A 16,218-nucleotide genomic window follows, 5' to 3' on the forward strand; every position below is an offset into this window, starting at 1 on the left:
GGTAGGTATTTAAATTTCATAAATGAAGGAGGAAGGGAACCATTGATTCCCTTCCTCCTTCATTTTTTTACACCAATTACACGTAATCTTTTATAATCAGCTACCCAATTTCCGTCTTTATACAAAGTATCTTTTAAATTATTCTCAACGTTTGTAATGATATCTTTTATCCTATGTTCAGGAACATCATCAAATAAATGATTACCAAACATAGCAATCCAATTTTTCAGCCCTTTATCTCCGTCCAATTGTGTCGGCCTATCGTAGTGTTGAGCAAAGGTTACTCTAAATCCTACCTCTTCCATTAAAGTTGCGTATTCAGCAATACTAGGATAAAACCACGGGAATTTTTCTTTTTTAAACGTTATACCTTCTCTTTCGATTTGTTGAATGATTTCATCCGTTATGATTTGAACGTTTCCTTTTCCTCCGAACTCAGCTACAAATCTTCCCCCTGCTTTTAAGCTGTGGTAAATACATTGTAGGGCTTGGATTGGTGGTTTTACCCAATGAAGAGTTGCATTAGAGAATACAGCATCAAATTCGCTATGGAAGTCTAATTCTACTGCATTTTGAACCATGAACTTTATTTTTGGGTATTTGTGTCTTGCTTGAGTAATCATATTTTCTGAGTTATCTATACCAACGATATCAATACCGAAATTAGATAATTCATTTGCTAAATCACCCGTCCCGCAGCCTAAGTCAAGAATTTTTTCACCTTGCTTTGGTGCTAATAAATCTACTAAGTCCTGACCATACTCAGAAACAAATGAATGCTTTTTATCGTATAAATCTGCATTCCAGCTATCTTTCTTATTTTGAAGTGTTTTCAAGTTAATTCCCCCCATTGTCAATATGGATATATTTAGTAAACTAATTATACATGAAAGAATAAATGAAAGTTAATGATGAAATTTAATTGCCACAATGGACATAGGCTAACCCTTCGTTGAAGCGTGTTTCTCCACTTGCAGTAAATGCATCTTTCATTTCTTCCTCTTCATCGGAGAAGAATTCGTGTTTTGGCAAAACGGTAAAGTTAGCCGTTACGTCTTTCCAAAACGACCATTTTTAGGTATATAAATAAAAGAATTTGAGAAAAAGCGGTTCGTTCACGTATACTTGAATTGTAAAATAAAATAGTGCATGTAAAGGAGAAGAGTTGAGTATGACGAGAGAACAGACGAGCAGAGGATACTTTGGAGATTTCGGTGGTAGTTTTGTACCTAAAGAACTTCAAGAAGTAATGGATAATTTAGAAGCGGCTTTCATGAAATATAAAGATGATCCTGAATTTAAAGAGGAGTTTCAATACTATTTAAAAGAATATGTGGGAAGGGAAAATCCGTTGACCTTTGCACAAAATCTAACAAAAAAAATAGGCGGTGCAAAAATTTATTTGAAGCGGGAGGACCTGAATCATACGGGCGCTCACAAAATCAATAATGCCATTGGGCAAATACTGCTCGCTAAACGGATGGGGGCAAAGCGTATCATTGCAGAAACCGGAGCCGGACAGCATGGTGTAGCGACTGCGACGGCTTGTGCGATGTTCGGCTTGGAATGCGTCATCTATATGGGCAAGCTGGATACGGAACGGCAGGCATTGAATGTATTTCGAATGGAATTGTTAGGGGCTAAGGTCATACCGGTGGAAAAGGGCCAGGGCAGGTTAAAGGATGCGGTCGATGAGGCGCTGAGTGACTTGGTTCAAAACTATGAAAATACGTTTTACCTCCTGGGTTCTGCTGTCGGGCCCCATCCTTATCCGTCAATCGTCAAGTATTTTCAGTCCGTCATCAGTGAAGAATCGAAAAAACAAATCCTTGAAAAGGAAGGGAAACTGCCAACGGCAATCATTGCGTGTACGGGTGGTGGAAGTAATGCCATTGGTGCTTTTGCTCACTATATCGATGACGCAGAGGTTCGTTTGATTGGTGTAGAACCCGCCGAAGCCCCGAGTATATCTCAGGGAGTTCCAGCAGTGCTGCATGGATTTAAAAGTTTGACGTTATTGGATGAGGAAGGGGAACCACAGCCGACTTTTTCCATTGCGGCAGGCTTGGATTACCCTAGCGTAGGTCCGGAGCACAGTTTCTTGAAGGAAAGTGGCAGGGCCGAGTATCTAACCATAAAAGGGGAGGAAGCGCTCGAAGCCTTTCAAGTACTATCCAAAACGGAGGGAATCATCCCGGCGCTTGAAAGTTCGCATGCCGTTGCGTGTGCCCTGGTCTTGGCAAAAGAACTATCAAAGGATGACGTGTTGATTGTGAACTTATCAGGACGCGGCGATAAAGACGTTGAGCAAGTATTCAAGATGCTGAGTGAATGATGTATAGAGACAAAAGGGTTTCGGGATGAATTCGTCCTGAAACCCTTTTTAATTTGCTTAAAGATTAAGAGTCCAAGAGTTTTACCTACATATGAATCGTTTGAAGAAGCATCGCCGCCACCCGAATTTGTTGTTGAAACAAGGTCTAGAAGCTATTTAGTGTTGATGAATGAGATGAATCTTTTGCCCTGTCTTTTCTCTATCAAAATAATTTCGGCTAAGATCTACATAGGTATTTATTCTATTTTCATTCTTGACGATAAGATTTCTGAATATTTTGTCGTATTTAGTCTTATCACATGTCTTTCAAAGTGAGGAGTCTAGACTAGTAGTCCGATTATTTGTGCGGAAAGCAGGTGGCTTTACCTATATTTGTCCTGTAGTGTAATTGAGTGTTTCGACCGATAGTTAATTAATGGCAAATTAAAATAAAATAGTTTTACAGCTTGAGAGCTTCATACATAGCAAATACAAAGCGAAAGCGAGAGAGGGGAAACGGGATGAAGACTGGAAAAAGGATTGGAATGGCTATGCTGTGTTTCGGGATGAGCTTCTCCATTTTTGCCAATGGAGCGGATGCCAAACAAAGCGAGAAGGTACAAAAGGAAGATATTCGCGTTTACCTAAAAGGGTCTGAGAATGAGATAACGCAAGCCAAGAAGAAGTTTGGGCATGAGCGGAGTTTTGGAAAGGAAGGCTTTACGGCAAACGTAAGCAGCGAAGAATATGAAGCGTTGACTAAGAATGGCAATCTAGAAGTTGAAAAGGTAAACAAGTATACAACTGCGCAAACGGTTCAACCGACTAGCCAGGCCACGACTGCTGCGGTTCCTTCCGCGAGAACGCCATGGGGCATCAAGGCTATCTACAATGATTCGTCCATCACTAAAACATCGGGGGGAGACGGTATTAAAATCGCAGTGTTGGATACTGGAACAACGGTTTCGCATACGGATTTGTCAGCAAATGTGGAGCAATGCAAAGATTTCACTACCTCATCCACATACACCAATAACTCTTGTACAGACAGGGACGGACATGGAACACATGTATCCGGAACTGTCTTGGCAAACGGTGGCTCTGACGGACTTGGGGTATATGGAGTGGCTCCTGAAGCCGAACTTTGGGCATATAAAGTACTGGGTGATGATGGTTCGGGATATTCCGATGATATTGCGGCAGCTATCCGTCATGCAGCCGATCAAAGTGTGAGCACAGGGTCTAAGACCATCATCTCGATGTCCTTGGGTTCAAGCAGGAAAGATTCCTTGATTTCAAGTGCAGTGGACTATGCTTATGGCAAAGGTGTCCTGGTCATTGCGGCTGCCGGAAACAGCGGATATTCAGCGAATACAATCGGTTATCCAGGAGCTCTTCCCAATGCAGTGGCTGTAGCGGCTCTTGAAAATGTTCAGGCTAACGGGACATATAGAGTGGCTAATTATTCTTCCAGAGGGAATCCGAATACGGACGGAGATTATGTGATTCAGGAAAAAGATGTCGAAGTATCAGCTCCGGGTTCAGCCATTGAATCAACTTGGCTAAACGACGGCTATAACACGATTAGCGGAACTTCGATGGCAACACCACATGTTTCAGGGTTGGCGGCTAAAATCTGGTCCTCTAATAAGAACCTGACTAATGCGCAGGTGCGAGCTCAATTACAAACAAAAGCAAAAGCTTATGACATCAAGGGTGGATACGGTGCAGCGACTGGTGATGATTATGCATCCGGTTTTGGATTTGTCCGTGTAAAATAACGGAACCCTTATACAGATGATATCACTGAGGGATAAATGCCTTTGAACGTGTATCATTTCATAATTCATTCATCATCTATATTTTTTTAATATAACAGAAACATCACTATTAAACTTTATTAATAAAATCATCAATTCAACAAATTGAAGCCTCCTAGAAATAGGAGGCTTCCATGCATTAATTATTTCCGGCGATAGGCTGATCTACCCCATTAACATCAAGGACGTTGCTTCCGTTCAGACCATTGGCGGTAAAAACGAATGCACCTGTGTTCGATGAGCCGGAGCCGGTGACGGACTTGCTGGCGGATTTCGGTGAAATGACGGCCGCATCCCCGAATAAGAGGTTTCCTGACCCGACATTAAATATTTGTACTGGACCTACAATGGCTGGCATATGATTTCTCCTTTATACAGTTTCTGTTCCATCTGATGTATTATCGCCTGTTCCTGCCTCATCGTTTTTCCTCGGAATCTGACGGATGTGTTTAATCCTTGATTCCATGCGGATATGACCTACGTTTCCTACGCTTACGATAGAAGATGAAGATATCCCGATGATATCGACATTCCCAACGCGAATGAAGGGGTTGGGATTCGAGAATGTTGTCGCGATTGGTTCAGAAATCCTCGGGATATAGAAAGGACGTGTAAAGACTTCATAATCACTGAAATCGGGTTCCAGTTCGGAAAAGCTATCACTTTTTTTCTGGACTGCCAATGCTTTGGCGGCCCCGTCGATATAAGCAGTGTCTCCAATTTGCAGGTTGGATGAAAATGTGACGGTCTTGGCTGACAAAGACTTTACTTTCGATATTCTTGTGAACATCTGATTTTATCCTTTTGGAGTGAGTGGAACGAATGGTCCGATGATGAGTGATTCGGGGGGAGTGTCGAATGCTGATGATAGCTGGATGGTTTGTACGTCCCCAATGAGGAATAAGGCGGAACTCGCTACCCCCGTCACGTTAATATCACCGACACATAACTGATGGTTTGTTACATTAAACTCCATTTGGATTTCCTCCTGTCTCGGAATGTGAGTTTGTAATGAATTGTATCAATGCTGTTTGAATATCCGATCTTACTTTTTCCGTGATCTTTTCTTTCACATTATCTCGTTGCTGAGGTGCACGTTCAGCATGTGATAGATTGTCAAAGTACATATTGATACGCTGATGAAGCTGGCGTTCCACATCCTGTCTCATGAAGTCGTGATATGAGGGTTCCAATGTGATCTGAAGCTGGCCTTCCGTATCACGGATCATATCCTCCAATCCTGAAAGAATATCATTATAAATCTCCTGAGCGACAATTTCACGGCCTGGAAATAGAAAAGGGGCAGGTTGGATGGGTTGATTGTTGACAGCGAATTCATCAATATTATTTAAATCATTAGGATTCAAACCGATATTCAACGTTCCGTCTAATGACTCGACTTTTAACTGATCAAATTTATATTCAATTTTATCCACGTGGATTGGGGGTTTATTCTTCATTTCGGCAAGTTCATCTGTCAGGCGTTTGAGTTCGTGTTCAAGCTTCATAATTCGTTTATCCTGGGCTTCAAGAAATCGCTGCATTTGTATGGAGTACGAATATAAATCATGATTCACGATTAAACACCTCACCTTCACCTAATGATAACTTCATATATGGCAGTATATGAAATTGCCTCATGTAGGTGAATGCCTATGGATTAGGATTAGGGAGGGCTAAATGGGACGAAGCTAGTCTCAGGGACCATATCATCTTCAAGAAGCGGAGCGGGTTCAGTGAATCCACCTGTATTGGCTAAGGTGGAGTAAGGCTTAATCACTCCGGCACTCCCTATTTGAAAAACAGATGAATTGGTTATGCTTTCGATTTTTATCATATTGATTTGGATCGTTTGGTGGATATTGAAGATCATGATGTCCTCCTTTCAAAAAAATGCTAGAGGTTTAATGCTACTGGCTGATCGACACCATCTGAATCGTTTGTGTTAGTGGTACTGTAAGCGTTGTAAAGTGAAATGGATTCGCCTGTATTAAAAGAGCCAGCACCTGCAAACGTTTTTGAAGCGGAATATGGGCTGATCTTAAAAACGTCGCCAATATGGACAACGCCACTGCTCCCGACATTGATCACTTGAATAACTCCTACGATGGCCGGCATGAAAATCACCCTTTTTTATTCTGGTTTATCCCTTATTTACAAGCAGCAAGTCTATTTTGAATGGATGCTTCACTGTATTCTATGATTTTCCTTTATTGATGTGATTCAATTGCCTATCCCTTAGCAGCTTAGAAACCTGTGATGTTTGGTGTTGGTAAACGATATACAAATATGGTAATATAATGATAAATTCATAATTTTCAAACAAATTGAATGAGGGGTGATTGGATGAATGTGCCTTTAGTGCTATCACATTTTCTGGACAGGGCAGCTTCACTTTATGCTGACAAGAAAGCGATTATCGGGGACGATAAGGTCCTGACATATCAGGAGCTGAATGAAAGAGTCAACCAGCTTTCCCATGGATTGAGTGACCTTGGGATTAAAAAAGGGGATAAAGTGGCTTATCTTGCACCGAACTCGATTGAAATGCTTGAAGGTTTTTATGGGGCGTTCCAGCTTGGGGCTGTAATGGTGCCTTTGAACATTCGGTTGACGCCGGCGGATTATGTATTCATTTTGAATCATAGTGAATCAAGGGTCCTTTTTGTGGATCAGGATTTGTATCACCTTATCTCATCGGTTAAGGACCAGCTGAAATCAGTGGAGCATATCATCGTGCACTATAAAGCAAGCGATACAAATGAAATCGATTACAATGTCTGGCTGGAGAGGTTTGACAAAGAAGGCTTCCATCGGGAACAAGTGGATGAGAATGACGTATCGAGTCTCTTATATACAAGTGGCACAACCGGTAACCCTAAAGGGGTCATGCTCACCCATCGCAATAACTATTTACATGCCCTTAGTGCCATGCACCATTTCAGGGTCAATGACCGCGATACATATATGCATGTCCTGCCGATGTTCCATGTGAATGGTTGGGGTGCTCCTTTTTATTATACGGCCAATGGTGCGACGCAAGTTTGCTTGAGAAAAACAACACCTGATTCCATATTCAAGGCGCTTGAGAAACATAAGGTGACTATCATGCATATGGCGCCAACCGTCCTTAATTCATTGTTCCAATATTATGAAAAGAATGTACCGAAGCTGGAACAGGAAATTCGAATCGTCGTGGCTGGTTCGGCACCCCCGCCCGCCTTTGTCACAAGGGTGGAAAAAGAGTTGGGGTGGGAGTTCATCCAAATCTATGGCATGACGGAATCCACTCCAATGAGTTTGCTTTCGGTACCCCGCTCTGAATTCGATGGACTTCCGGAAAGGGAAAAATACAAAATGAAGGCGAAAGCCGGTTACCCCTCCATAGGCAGTGAGGTAAGGGTGGTACATGACAATGGTGACGAAGTAGCACGTGACGGGGTTGATGTCGGTGAAGTCATTGTTCGAAGTCATGGAGTCATGTTGGGATATTGGAAAAATGAAGAGGCCACGATGCAGGCGTTGAAAAATGGGTGGTTGCATACAGGCGATATGGCGACCATGGATAGTGATGGGAATATAGATATCGTAGACCGCAAGAAAGATATTATCATAAGCGGTGGGGAGAATATCTCATCCATTGAAGTGGAAGGGACATTATATGAGCACGAGGGCATCTTAGAAGCGGCAGTCATCGCAGTGCCCCATGAAAAATGGGGGGAGACGCCACATGCTTTCATCGTGCCAAAACCAGGCGTTCAATTAACGGAAGCCGATATTCTGGCTTTCACAAGAGAAAAACTAGCCCATTTCAAGGCAGTGACCAGCGTCTCATTCGTAAGGGAGTTGCCAAAAACGGCATCGGGAAAAATCCAGAAAATCCATCTTCGCAATGATTATTGGGAAGCTAAAGGGAAAACGGGAAGATTCGTCAATTAAAAGACGGTCCGCGCTGCTCTATGATGAGCAGCGTTTTTTCTAGTAGTTTGTAAGCCTTAATGAATGGGAAAGGAAATATACAACTAAATTTTCCAGTCTCATTTATAATGGAGTGATTAGTGAGCGAGGATGTGAAATGATGAAAACTGCAATGGCCCCTTTACAGGAAAGCAAAAGGATTGCCAGTATTGATCTATTAAGAGGTTTGGCCATTTTAGGAATTTTTTTAGTGAATATGCCTTCGTTTCATACACCCATCTTGTATAGTAGTGGTGTTGAATATTGGGATGAAGGCTGGGACCGTATCTTGTACATAGGTAGCGATATTATCGCCCAGGCGAGTTTTTACCCCTTGTTTGCATGTTTGTTTGGGTTTGGGTCCGTTATCTTGGCTACACGGAGTGAAGATAAAGGCATCTCGTTTCCTTTGCTGTTTACAAAGCGCCTTTGCTTTTTATTAGGGGTAGGATGCATCCATGCCTTTTTCATCTGGCATGGAGACATCCTTGTTAATTACGCAATGTTCGGGTTTGCGTTTTTATTATTCTATAAATGGAAAGGGAAGTATCTGATTTGGCTTGGATCGTTCTTATATATCGTTCCTTTCGGCGTGTTCGGGCTTTTTTTCCTGATCATGAGCTTTGTGGATAGTGGATTGATGGACATTCAAAATGAGGTCGAGTTGATAAAACAATCGCAAGAGATATATTCTGCGGGCTCTTTTATGGAAGTAACGGGACAAAGAATGGCAGACTGGTATATGGTTAATGGTCCAACGAATGTCATCTTCCTCTTCCTCTCCATTTTTCCTTTCTTTTTAATTGGAGCTGGTGTAGCCAAGCAGGGATGGCTTCAAAATCCTGCCCGTTATAAACGTCCAATAAGGGTGATAGCGATTATAAGCCTGTTAACAGGGGTGGCGATCAAGATCCTACCGTATGTGACGGATTACGGTTATGGGACGACATTCATCCAGGATTACTTTGGCGGACCGCTGCTGACGATGTTTTATATTACTGCAATCACACTGTTGGTTGAAAAGGCGTGGGCTTACAAGTTGCTATATCCCTTAGCTTTAGTAGGAAGGATGTCGATGAGCAATTACCTATTTCAATCGATTGTCTGTACATTCATTTTTTATTCATATGGTTTTGGGTTGTATGGGAAAGTGACTTATACGGAAGGGTTTCTCCTGATGATCGTAGTCTTTTCTATACAAGTCTTGTTAAGCTTCTGGTGGATGAAGCGATTCCGGTTCGGTCCGGTGGAATTTGTCTGGCGATATGTCTCGTATGGCAAAAAGCCCGTTATGATACGGAATGATAAGTGAGGGGAGGAATGTTCGCAAAACTGCCTTATTTGAGCGAGATACGGGCACCTTACTTTTGTTTTTATGTAAAAGCCTATGTTATGATGAGATTGATATTGAACGAGGGGGCAAGTAAATGGGAACTCACTTACACATAACGACTTGGGTTATCGGAATCATTCTTTTCTTTGTAACATATTCCATGCTTAAAAATGGAAGCCCGAAAGCCAAAATGATGCACATGATCACACGTGTATTCTTCCTTTTGATTTTCCTTACAGGTGGAATGCTAATTACTGACTTTGGTGCATATGCAGTGAAAATGATTGTAGGAATCATCGTGATTGCCGCGATGGAAATGGTATTGGTCCGTAGGAAAAAAGGAAAAGCTGTAAGCGCGATGTGGGCATTATTCGTCGTTGCTTTTATATTCGTCCTTTATCTAGGATTATCCCTACCACAAGGTTTTGACTTGTTTTAATCATGATTGAAAAAGGACAAATGGGTTTCATCTCATTTGTCCTTTTTTGTATGCAAACTTTACAAGGAATTAGTGGGAATTCACTTTTTCGATGATGATCCGTTTCCCTGTATTAAGGGTGAATTCAAAACGGTCATGATCCTTTTTACCATAGGAAAAATGGTGCTGGACGAGACAGATTTGGGTCTCGTTATCAAAAGTGAAGAAATTCACGCCGGATTGATTGGTGAGCTCCCTTAAAAAAGTGAGCTGATTGTAGCTATATATACAATCATAAATAGAGAAGTCCAGCGAATTCAGGGTCGTGACAAACTGGAAAAAAGAATCATCGTTCAATTCCTCCAATAAACGTTCAAACGAATATAATAGTTTTTTTCGAATCCTTATGGGTTCATTGTCCCTCAGGAAAGTGAAATCCCTGTGAAGGTGGATTTTCCCCTCCGCTTCCAATATGCCCTGCTGCCATCTTCCCCCTCTATAAACTTCAATGATGCTCTGAACGTGATCTTCAATCGATGATGCCTCATCGGTTTCATCGTCAAAAAAGATCCATTGCTGATTGATATTTTCCACAGTTCCTTCGGTAAACGCTCGTGTTTGTCTGTTCATTAACTTCGTTCGATGTTGCTGACTCATGCTTATACCTCCAATAGGGGAATCCTCACCTACTTTTTAGTCAAAATCCAATGAAAATATAACGGTATATTTTTAAATATTATGGACAAATAACCAACTTTCCATCTTTGCATAGGCTATGTTAAACAGGGATGCCTTCCTTTCCCACTCTATTTTGTCACAACAAGGGTGGGGGCAAAGGGCTTCCACGGAATGGTGCTGTAACGATGCTGGGATTTGAAGCCGGAACATAAATATGGATACCTAATTGCTTAAAAGGCAGAAGGCTATATGATTTGATCGTCCAGATGGAAAGGGTGAAGTGTGATGTGTGGAATTACAGGTTGGGTGCATTTTCAAAAGAATTTACGGACGGAAACTGAAACACTCGAACAGATGACGAAAACTTTGGCTAAGAGGGGTCCAGACGAGGAGAATGTATGGAGTGATACCCACGTCGCCTTTGGTCATAAAAGATTAACAGTTGTCGATGCAGAGGGTGGAAAACAGCCGATGACAAAGGAACATGGAAACGGAAGATATACCCTTTGTTACAACGGCGAATTGTATAACACCGAAGACATTCGAAAACAGCTATTATTAAAAGGATATTCCTTTAAGGGGCATTCTGATACAGAAGTTTTACTAACTTCTTATATAGAATGGAAAGAAAAATGCGTCGAATTGTTCAATGGGATTTTCGCCTTTGCCATTTGGGATGAAAATGAACAGAAATTATTCATTGGAAGGGACCGAATGGGAGTTAAGCCTTTCTTCTATGCTGAAAGGAAAGGCGGGTTCATTTTTGGTTCTGAGATAAAAGCCATTCTAGCCCATCCTGATGTCAAAACAGAAATTGATAGGGAAGGTTTAGCCCAAGTATTAGGGGTGGGCCCATCCAGGACGCCGGGTTCTGGTGTCTTTCATGATGTTAAAGAATTAAGGCCGGCCCATGCCCTTACTTTATCAAGAAAAGGGATGAGAATATGGAGATACTGGAATGTTCAGAGTGAGGAACATCGTGATTCACTAGATGAGACATCTGAAAAAGTACGCTTTCTAGTAAAAGATGCCGTGACCAGGCAACTCGTCTCCGATGTTCCGCTCTGTAGCTTTTTGTCAGGTGGGGTGGATTCAAGTGCGATTACGGCCATAGCAGCGAATGCCTATATGGATGAAGGCAAAGGAAGGCTTCATACGTATTCCATTGATTATGAAGATAATGAAAAATACTTCAAGGCAAATGAATTCCAGCCTAACTCTGACGGACCATGGATCAAAAAGATGTCGGATACATTCAACACCGTGCATCATTCTGCCGTCATTACTCAAGAGCAGCTGACCGACTATTTAATCGAAGCTGTCCAAGTCCGGGACCTACCGGGAATGGCGGATGTCGATTCCTCTTTGCTTTGGTTCTGCAAAGAAATAAAACAAGATTTCGTGGTGGGGTTATCAGGGGAATGTGCGGATGAAATTTTCGGCGGCTATCCATGGTTTCATCGTGCCGATGATTTAAATCGCACTGGTTTTCCTTGGATGAGGTCGACTGGTGAAAGGCAATCGCTATTGAAAGAGGGCTGGCATGAAAAATTAAAACTGGAGGAATATGCAAATGATGCGTATTTGACTACGGTTCTGGAAACTCCTAGATTAGAAGGGGAAAGTGGGGAAGAGGCTAAGCGCAGGGAGCTATTCTATGTAAATTTATTATGGTTCATGACAACATTGCTCGATCGGAAAGATCGGATGAGTATGGGTGCAAGCCTTGAAGTGCGCGTTCCGTTTGCGGATCACCGACTTGTTGAATATGCTTGGAACATCCCTTGGGAAATGAAGATGACCGGTAACCGGGAGAAGGGGATATTACGTAAAGCATTAGAAGGGATGTTGCCAGATGAAGTGTTATACCGCAAGAAAAGCCCGTATCCCAAGACACATAACCCTGTCTACACTGATCGAGTTCAGACGTGGTTGAAAGATATCCTGACTGACAAAAGTTCGGTTCTTCACGAGTTATTCGATCAACAGAAAATGACCGATATAGTTGATTCGAAAGGCGCCGCCTTTAAGGTCCCTTGGTTCGGTCAATTAATGTCAGGTCCTCAGTTACTCGCCCACTTGGCTCAAATAGATGTGTGGTTCAAACAATATGATATCCAAATCATTGATTGAAAAAAAGGGGCTCAGCGTATTGTACGCTTTGCCCCTTTTCGTTTGCTTCAGTGATCAAATGCAAGAATTCTATATTGATAGCCACCCAATTCAGAGTGGTCTTCCTTCGCGATTTCCTTCGTTCTTAAATCAATCATTGAGTCCTCTTTTACATCAAATGGGAGTTTATAAGACTGTGACCGGTCTGTCGGGTTAAGAAGAATGACAACAGAGCGTGCCTCATTGAACTTTCGATAAGCGACGATGTTTGTGTTATCGATCTTTTCAAGGAATTCGAAATGTCCTTCATTTGCAAGCAAGCCTTCCTCTTTCCGTAAAGCAATCAATTCTTTGATTTCGTTATAGAGTTCGCGATTCTGTTTGTCTTCCTCCCAGACCATACATTTTCGACAACCGGGATCCTGGTCGCCAGTTAAGCCAATTTCATCTCCATAATAGATGCAGGGACTGCCCTTGAACGTCAGTAGAATGGCATGGATGAGCTTTGCCCTATTCACATCTTCCCCGCAGTCTGTGAAAATCCGTGGTGTATCGTGGCTTCCAAGAAGGTTGAAGGTGACATCAAATACAATGGTCGGATAGCTGTGATAGACAGCCGTCATTTCTTCAATAAACTGCCGGGCATTGATTTTTTGCGAAGCGATGAGGCGGAACACGTTATTGGTAAATGGATAATTCATGACTGCATCGAATTGGTCGCCTCTTAGCCAGGGCATGGAATCATGCCAAATTTCCCCGAGAATATATAGGTCAGGTTTAATGCTTTTCACCGTATTCCGGAACTCCCGCCAAAACGGTGAATCGACCTCATTGGCTACATCAAGTCGCCAGCCATCGATATCGAACTCCTTAATCCAATAAGCGGCAGTTTCCAAAAGGTATTTTTTGACGTCAGGATTAGCTGTATTCAATTTGGGCATCGATTCAAAAAAACCGAATGTTTCATAATTGGGACGTTCTCCTCCTTTTAAAGGGAAGCCGTGGGGGTGGAACCAATCTTTGTATTCTGAGTCCTCACCTTTTTCAAGGAGGTCTTGAAAGGGAGGGAAATAATAGCCGCTATGGTTAAATACGGCATCGAGCATCACACGGATATTCCGTTTGTGGCATTCTTCCACAAGGGTTTTCAAGTCCTCTTTCGTCCCGAATTGGGGATCGATTTCCATGTAATCGATCGTGTCATATTTATGGTTGGAATGGGCGTGGAAAATGGGAGTGAAATAGATGCCATTGATGCCGAGGTCCTCTAAGTAATCAAGATGCTGTAGGATCCCCTCGAAATCCCCTCCAAAAAAGTTGTCCACTTTCGGTTCTTCACTGCCCCAAGGCTTTGCACCTTCAGGATCATTATCGGGATTTCCATTCGCGAATCTTTCCGGGAAGATCTGGTACCAGATTGTTTCTTTTACCCATTCAGGCGCGCTAAACACTTCATTTCGATGAAGATAAGGTATGGCAAAATAACAGCCTGTATCATCAGGAGCCTCATCAAAAAAACCTTTTTCCGTATAAATGAGTTCTTCCTCACCCGATTGTAGCTTAAATCCATACCTTATTCTCCGGTAAGGTGGCTTCACATAAATATGCCAGTAATCATAATGGCCATCACTGCCAGAAAGGTACATGGGCGCTTGTTCATACTGCCAATGACCTTCATCAAGTATATTGGGGTCTCCAAAGAGGAGTCCAACGTAAGAAATATCTTGTTTTTTTGTACGAAGGCGGATATGAAGAGTTTCTGCATCGATGCTATAAGCAAAATTGTCTGTAGGCCGGTGCTGGATGGACGAACGTTCCATAGAAAACCACTCCAATTCTAGTCAGGTTAATTTTGAAAGCTGAATGAACTTTAAGACTGGAGATTGAGAGGACATTACTTATGTACTGATGAAAAGTTAAAAAAATTAAATATTTCAAAAACTATCCAGTCATTTTGATTATATACCCATTTTATATAAAAAAAGCACCTGGTTCTTAAAAAATATGAAATAGAACGCTTCCATTTAAGAAATAAAATTGATAAAGGAAAATGTTGTAAAAATTGAGTCCTCTCATATAATGATAACAATAAAGATTGATATCGTTTTCATCGTGAATCCACGTTCTTTCCTTTCGATTTTCTAACGGTGGTGTAAACAATTCGAAGCTTTGGGACATGATAGAATCAAACATTTTTAAAAGGAGAATAAAAGTGAAGAAGTTGATGATCTATTTACTCATGTCCCTCATCTTTATCGCTATCGGAAGTGCTTGTGATGCCAATACAGATAAGGAAAATGAAGTGGTGAAGGAAAGGATGCCGCGAGAAAAAGAAACCACGAATGAAAAAAAGCCGGAAAAACTGATTGTTTGGGAAGAGGAGAATAAAGGGGAAGCCCTAAAACCGATCCTGAAGGAATTCGAAAAAGAATATGGAATCAAAGTGGAATATAAAGAGCAAAAAGTGAACGATGGGATGTACACACAATTACGCCGAAATGGGCCTATCGGGACATCCCCGGATATCGTGACACTTACCCATGAAAAAATAGGTCAGCTAGTGGAGGAGGGACTGATACAGGAAATCAAGGTGAATGATGAAGTTACAGATGCCTTTTTAGAAGCTTCCATATTCGCCGAAATGTATCAGGGAAAACTATTTGGGCTGCCCAAGTCTGCTGTTACTTCCGTTTTGGTGTATAACGAGAAGATGATGCCGAAGGTCCCGGACACGATGAATGAATTGTATAAAAAAGCAAAAAAGGCTAGCGCAGGTAAGGAGTATGGATTTGCGGCTGAATGGAACGATTTCTATGATGCATATGGAATTATGACGGGAATGGGAGGGTATGTATTCGATCGGGATAAGAAGAAAATAAATCCTTTGGATATAGGATTGAACAATGAAGGTGCAGTGAAAGGTGCGCAATTCATTCAAAAATGGTATAAAGCGAGTGCCATCCCTGAGGGTGACAAAGAAGATATGGAAAAAATGTTTAGGGAGGGGAAGGTAGCCTCCATCATGAGTTCAAAAACTGCATGGATGGACGGGAAGAATGTCGGCGTCGCTCCGATGCCCCAATTGCCAAATGGAAAGCCAATGAAAACAATCATGGAAATACAGGGCTGGCATATTACCGCATTCACCAAATATCCCTATTGGTCTACAAAATTTGTGGAATATGTATCAAATGAAAAAAATGCAGTGCTCCGTTTTGAACGAACGGGAGAAATCTCCCCTATAAAAACAATCAAAGGGCATGAGGCAATAAAAGATAGTGAAAGGGCACAAGCCATCGCCATACAATTACAATACGCAGAACCGATACCGAATATTCCAGAAATGAATAAAGTCTGGGGACCGATGAATTCCGCGATGCAGGACATAACGGCGATTAAAGCCAAACCGAAAGCCGCTTTGGATGAAGCCGTAAAGAAGATCGAAAAAAGTTACCAGGAGGAATGAAACGGCAAATATGCCCCACTTTCAACCGCTCTCCATTTTATCTCTTTTGTGTAAAAAATTTTATAATATGGATTTGACGTCAAGAGGGCAAAACGCTAATCTTAAAGGCGTAAAGAGATA

16 protein-coding genes are annotated in these 16,218 nt (G+C 41.9%); 7 read left to right on the plus strand and 9 right to left on the minus strand.

The features are described from left to right. Positions 1 to 59: 59 nt before the first annotated feature. On the minus strand, positions 60 to 836 hold the full coding sequence (locus ACQKL6_RS09580) for a class I SAM-dependent methyltransferase (RefSeq protein ID WP_427651012.1): 777 nt from the start codon (positions 834 to 836) through the stop codon (positions 60 to 62). 335 nt (positions 837 to 1,171) lie between these two features. On the opposite strand from ACQKL6_RS09580, the gene trpB reads away from it, so the two are divergent. Together trpB and ACQKL6_RS09590 are read left to right on the plus strand one after the other, a co-directional pair. Further along, the gene (gene trpB / locus ACQKL6_RS09585; RefSeq protein ID WP_427651013.1) at positions 1,172 to 2,335 is read left to right on the plus strand and encodes a tryptophan synthase subunit beta; all 1,164 of its coding nucleotides are present in this window, start codon (positions 1,172 to 1,174) and stop codon (positions 2,333 to 2,335) included. A gap of 500 nt (positions 2,336 to 2,835) precedes the next feature. Next, a complete protein-coding gene (locus tag ACQKL6_RS09590) occupies positions 2,836 to 4,095 on the plus strand; it encodes a S8 family peptidase (protein WP_427592184.1) in 1,260 nt (419 codons plus the stop codon). Between the two features lie 178 nt (positions 4,096 to 4,273). Here ACQKL6_RS09590 and ACQKL6_RS09595 read toward each other — a convergent pair whose 3' ends face one another. The 6 genes from ACQKL6_RS09595 to ACQKL6_RS09620 all read right to left on the minus strand — a co-directional run bounded on the left by ACQKL6_RS09595 (position 4,274) and on the right by ACQKL6_RS09620 (position 6,252). Continuing rightward, entirely contained in the window at positions 4,274 to 4,492 is a 219-nt protein-coding gene (locus ACQKL6_RS09595) for a spore germination protein (RefSeq protein WP_402867743.1), read from the minus strand. A gap of 12 nt (positions 4,493 to 4,504) precedes the next feature. Continuing rightward, entirely contained in the window at positions 4,505 to 4,924 is a 420-nt protein-coding gene (locus tag ACQKL6_RS09600; protein WP_427651014.1) for a spore germination protein GerPE, read from the minus strand. 6 nt (positions 4,925 to 4,930) lie between these two features. After that, entirely contained in the window at positions 4,931 to 5,110 is a 180-nt protein-coding gene (locus tag ACQKL6_RS09605) for a spore gernimation protein GerPD (RefSeq protein ID WP_402867745.1), read from the minus strand. Continuing rightward, a complete protein-coding gene (gene gerPC / locus ACQKL6_RS09610; protein WP_402867746.1) occupies positions 5,100 to 5,711 on the minus strand; it encodes a spore germination protein GerPC in 612 nt (203 codons plus the stop codon). The genes ACQKL6_RS09605 and gerPC overlap by 11 nt, the downstream gene beginning before the upstream one ends. Before the next feature lie 89 nt (positions 5,712 to 5,800). Next, a complete protein-coding gene (locus tag ACQKL6_RS09615) occupies positions 5,801 to 6,007 on the minus strand; it encodes a spore germination protein GerPB (RefSeq protein WP_402955826.1) in 207 nt (68 codons plus the stop codon). A 23-nt stretch (positions 6,008 to 6,030) separates the two neighbouring features. Continuing rightward, positions 6,031 to 6,252 (minus strand): spore germination protein, encoded by a 222-nt coding sequence (locus ACQKL6_RS09620; protein ID WP_402867748.1) that lies wholly within the window; start codon positions 6,250 to 6,252, stop codon positions 6,031 to 6,033. Positions 6,253 to 6,480: 228 nt separating this feature from the next. On the opposite strand from ACQKL6_RS09620, the gene ACQKL6_RS09625 reads away from it, so the two are divergent. The 3 genes from ACQKL6_RS09625 (at position 6,481) to ACQKL6_RS09635 (ending at position 9,863) form a co-directional block, all read left to right on the plus strand. After that, entirely contained in the window at positions 6,481 to 8,073 is a 1,593-nt protein-coding gene (locus ACQKL6_RS09625) for a long-chain-fatty-acid--CoA ligase (protein ID WP_427651015.1), read from the plus strand. Between the two features lie 139 nt (positions 8,074 to 8,212). Then, positions 8,213 to 9,403 (plus strand): DUF418 domain-containing protein, encoded by a 1,191-nt coding sequence (locus ACQKL6_RS09630; RefSeq protein ID WP_402991487.1) that lies wholly within the window; start codon positions 8,213 to 8,215, stop codon positions 9,401 to 9,403. 115 nt (positions 9,404 to 9,518) lie between these two features. Further along, positions 9,519 to 9,863 carry a YisL family protein gene (locus tag ACQKL6_RS09635; RefSeq protein WP_402867751.1) on the plus strand — a complete coding sequence of 115 codons (345 nt, stop codon included), beginning with the start codon at positions 9,519 to 9,521 and terminating at the stop codon, positions 9,861 to 9,863. Between the two features lie 69 nt (positions 9,864 to 9,932). On the opposite strand, the gene ACQKL6_RS09640 is transcribed toward ACQKL6_RS09635, so the two are convergent. Then, a complete protein-coding gene (locus ACQKL6_RS09640) occupies positions 9,933 to 10,499 on the minus strand; it encodes a DUF2777 domain-containing protein (protein WP_402867752.1) in 567 nt (188 codons plus the stop codon). Positions 10,500 to 10,805: 306 nt separating this feature from the next. Here ACQKL6_RS09640 and asnB point away from each other — a divergent pair, with 306 nt between their 5' ends. After that, positions 10,806 to 12,653: an asparagine synthase (glutamine-hydrolyzing) gene (gene asnB / locus ACQKL6_RS09645; RefSeq protein WP_402867753.1), complete on the plus strand. Its 1,848-nt coding sequence runs from the start codon at positions 10,806 to 10,808 to the stop codon at positions 12,651 to 12,653. 47 nt (positions 12,654 to 12,700) lie between these two features. Here the strand turns inward: asnB and ACQKL6_RS09650 are convergent, their stop codons facing one another. After that, a complete protein-coding gene (locus tag ACQKL6_RS09650) occupies positions 12,701 to 14,452 on the minus strand; it encodes a glycoside hydrolase family 13 protein (protein WP_402991484.1) in 1,752 nt (583 codons plus the stop codon). A 392-nt stretch (positions 14,453 to 14,844) separates the two neighbouring features. On the opposite strand from ACQKL6_RS09650, the gene ACQKL6_RS09655 reads away from it, so the two are divergent. Beyond that, the gene (locus ACQKL6_RS09655; RefSeq protein ID WP_402991481.1) at positions 14,845 to 16,098 is read left to right on the plus strand and encodes an extracellular solute-binding protein; all 1,254 of its coding nucleotides are present in this window, start codon (positions 14,845 to 14,847) and stop codon (positions 16,096 to 16,098) included. The last annotated feature ends 120 nt before the right edge of the window (positions 16,099 to 16,218 follow it).

The organism is Peribacillus sp. NPDC097197 (assembly GCF_050278025.1).
Lineage (GTDB): Bacteria > Bacillota > Bacilli > Bacillales > DSM-1321 > Peribacillus.

Coding starts and splice junctions, on each gene's coding strand:
- trpB (WP_427651013.1), top strand. CDS start 1,172: ATGACGAGAGAACAGACGAGCAGAGGATACTTTGGAGATTTCGGTGGT.
- ACQKL6_RS09590 (WP_427592184.1), top strand. CDS start 2,836: ATGAAGACTGGAAAAAGGATTGGAATGGCTATGCTGTGTTTCGGGATG.
- ACQKL6_RS09595 (WP_402867743.1), bottom strand. CDS start 4,492: ATGCCAGCCATTGTAGGTCCAGTACAAATATTTAATGTCGGGTCAGGA.
- ACQKL6_RS09600 (WP_427651014.1), bottom strand. CDS start 4,924: ATGTTCACAAGAATATCGAAAGTAAAGTCTTTGTCAGCCAAGACCGTC.
- ACQKL6_RS09605 (WP_402867745.1), bottom strand. CDS start 5,110: ATGGAGTTTAATGTAACAAACCATCAGTTATGTGTCGGTGATATTAAC.
- ACQKL6_RS09615 (WP_402955826.1), bottom strand. CDS start 6,007: ATGATCTTCAATATCCACCAAACGATCCAAATCAATATGATAAAAATC.
- ACQKL6_RS09620 (WP_402867748.1), bottom strand. CDS start 6,252: ATGCCGGCCATCGTAGGAGTTATTCAAGTGATCAATGTCGGGAGCAGT.
- ACQKL6_RS09625 (WP_427651015.1), top strand. CDS start 6,481: ATGAATGTGCCTTTAGTGCTATCACATTTTCTGGACAGGGCAGCTTCA.
- ACQKL6_RS09630 (WP_402991487.1), top strand. CDS start 8,213: ATGAAAACTGCAATGGCCCCTTTACAGGAAAGCAAAAGGATTGCCAGT.
- ACQKL6_RS09635 (WP_402867751.1), top strand. CDS start 9,519: ATGGGAACTCACTTACACATAACGACTTGGGTTATCGGAATCATTCTT.
- ACQKL6_RS09640 (WP_402867752.1), bottom strand. CDS start 10,499: ATGAGTCAGCAACATCGAACGAAGTTAATGAACAGACAAACACGAGCG.
- asnB (WP_402867753.1), top strand. CDS start 10,806: ATGTGTGGAATTACAGGTTGGGTGCATTTTCAAAAGAATTTACGGACG.
- ACQKL6_RS09650 (WP_402991484.1), bottom strand. CDS start 14,452: ATGGAACGTTCGTCCATCCAGCACCGGCCTACAGACAATTTTGCTTAT.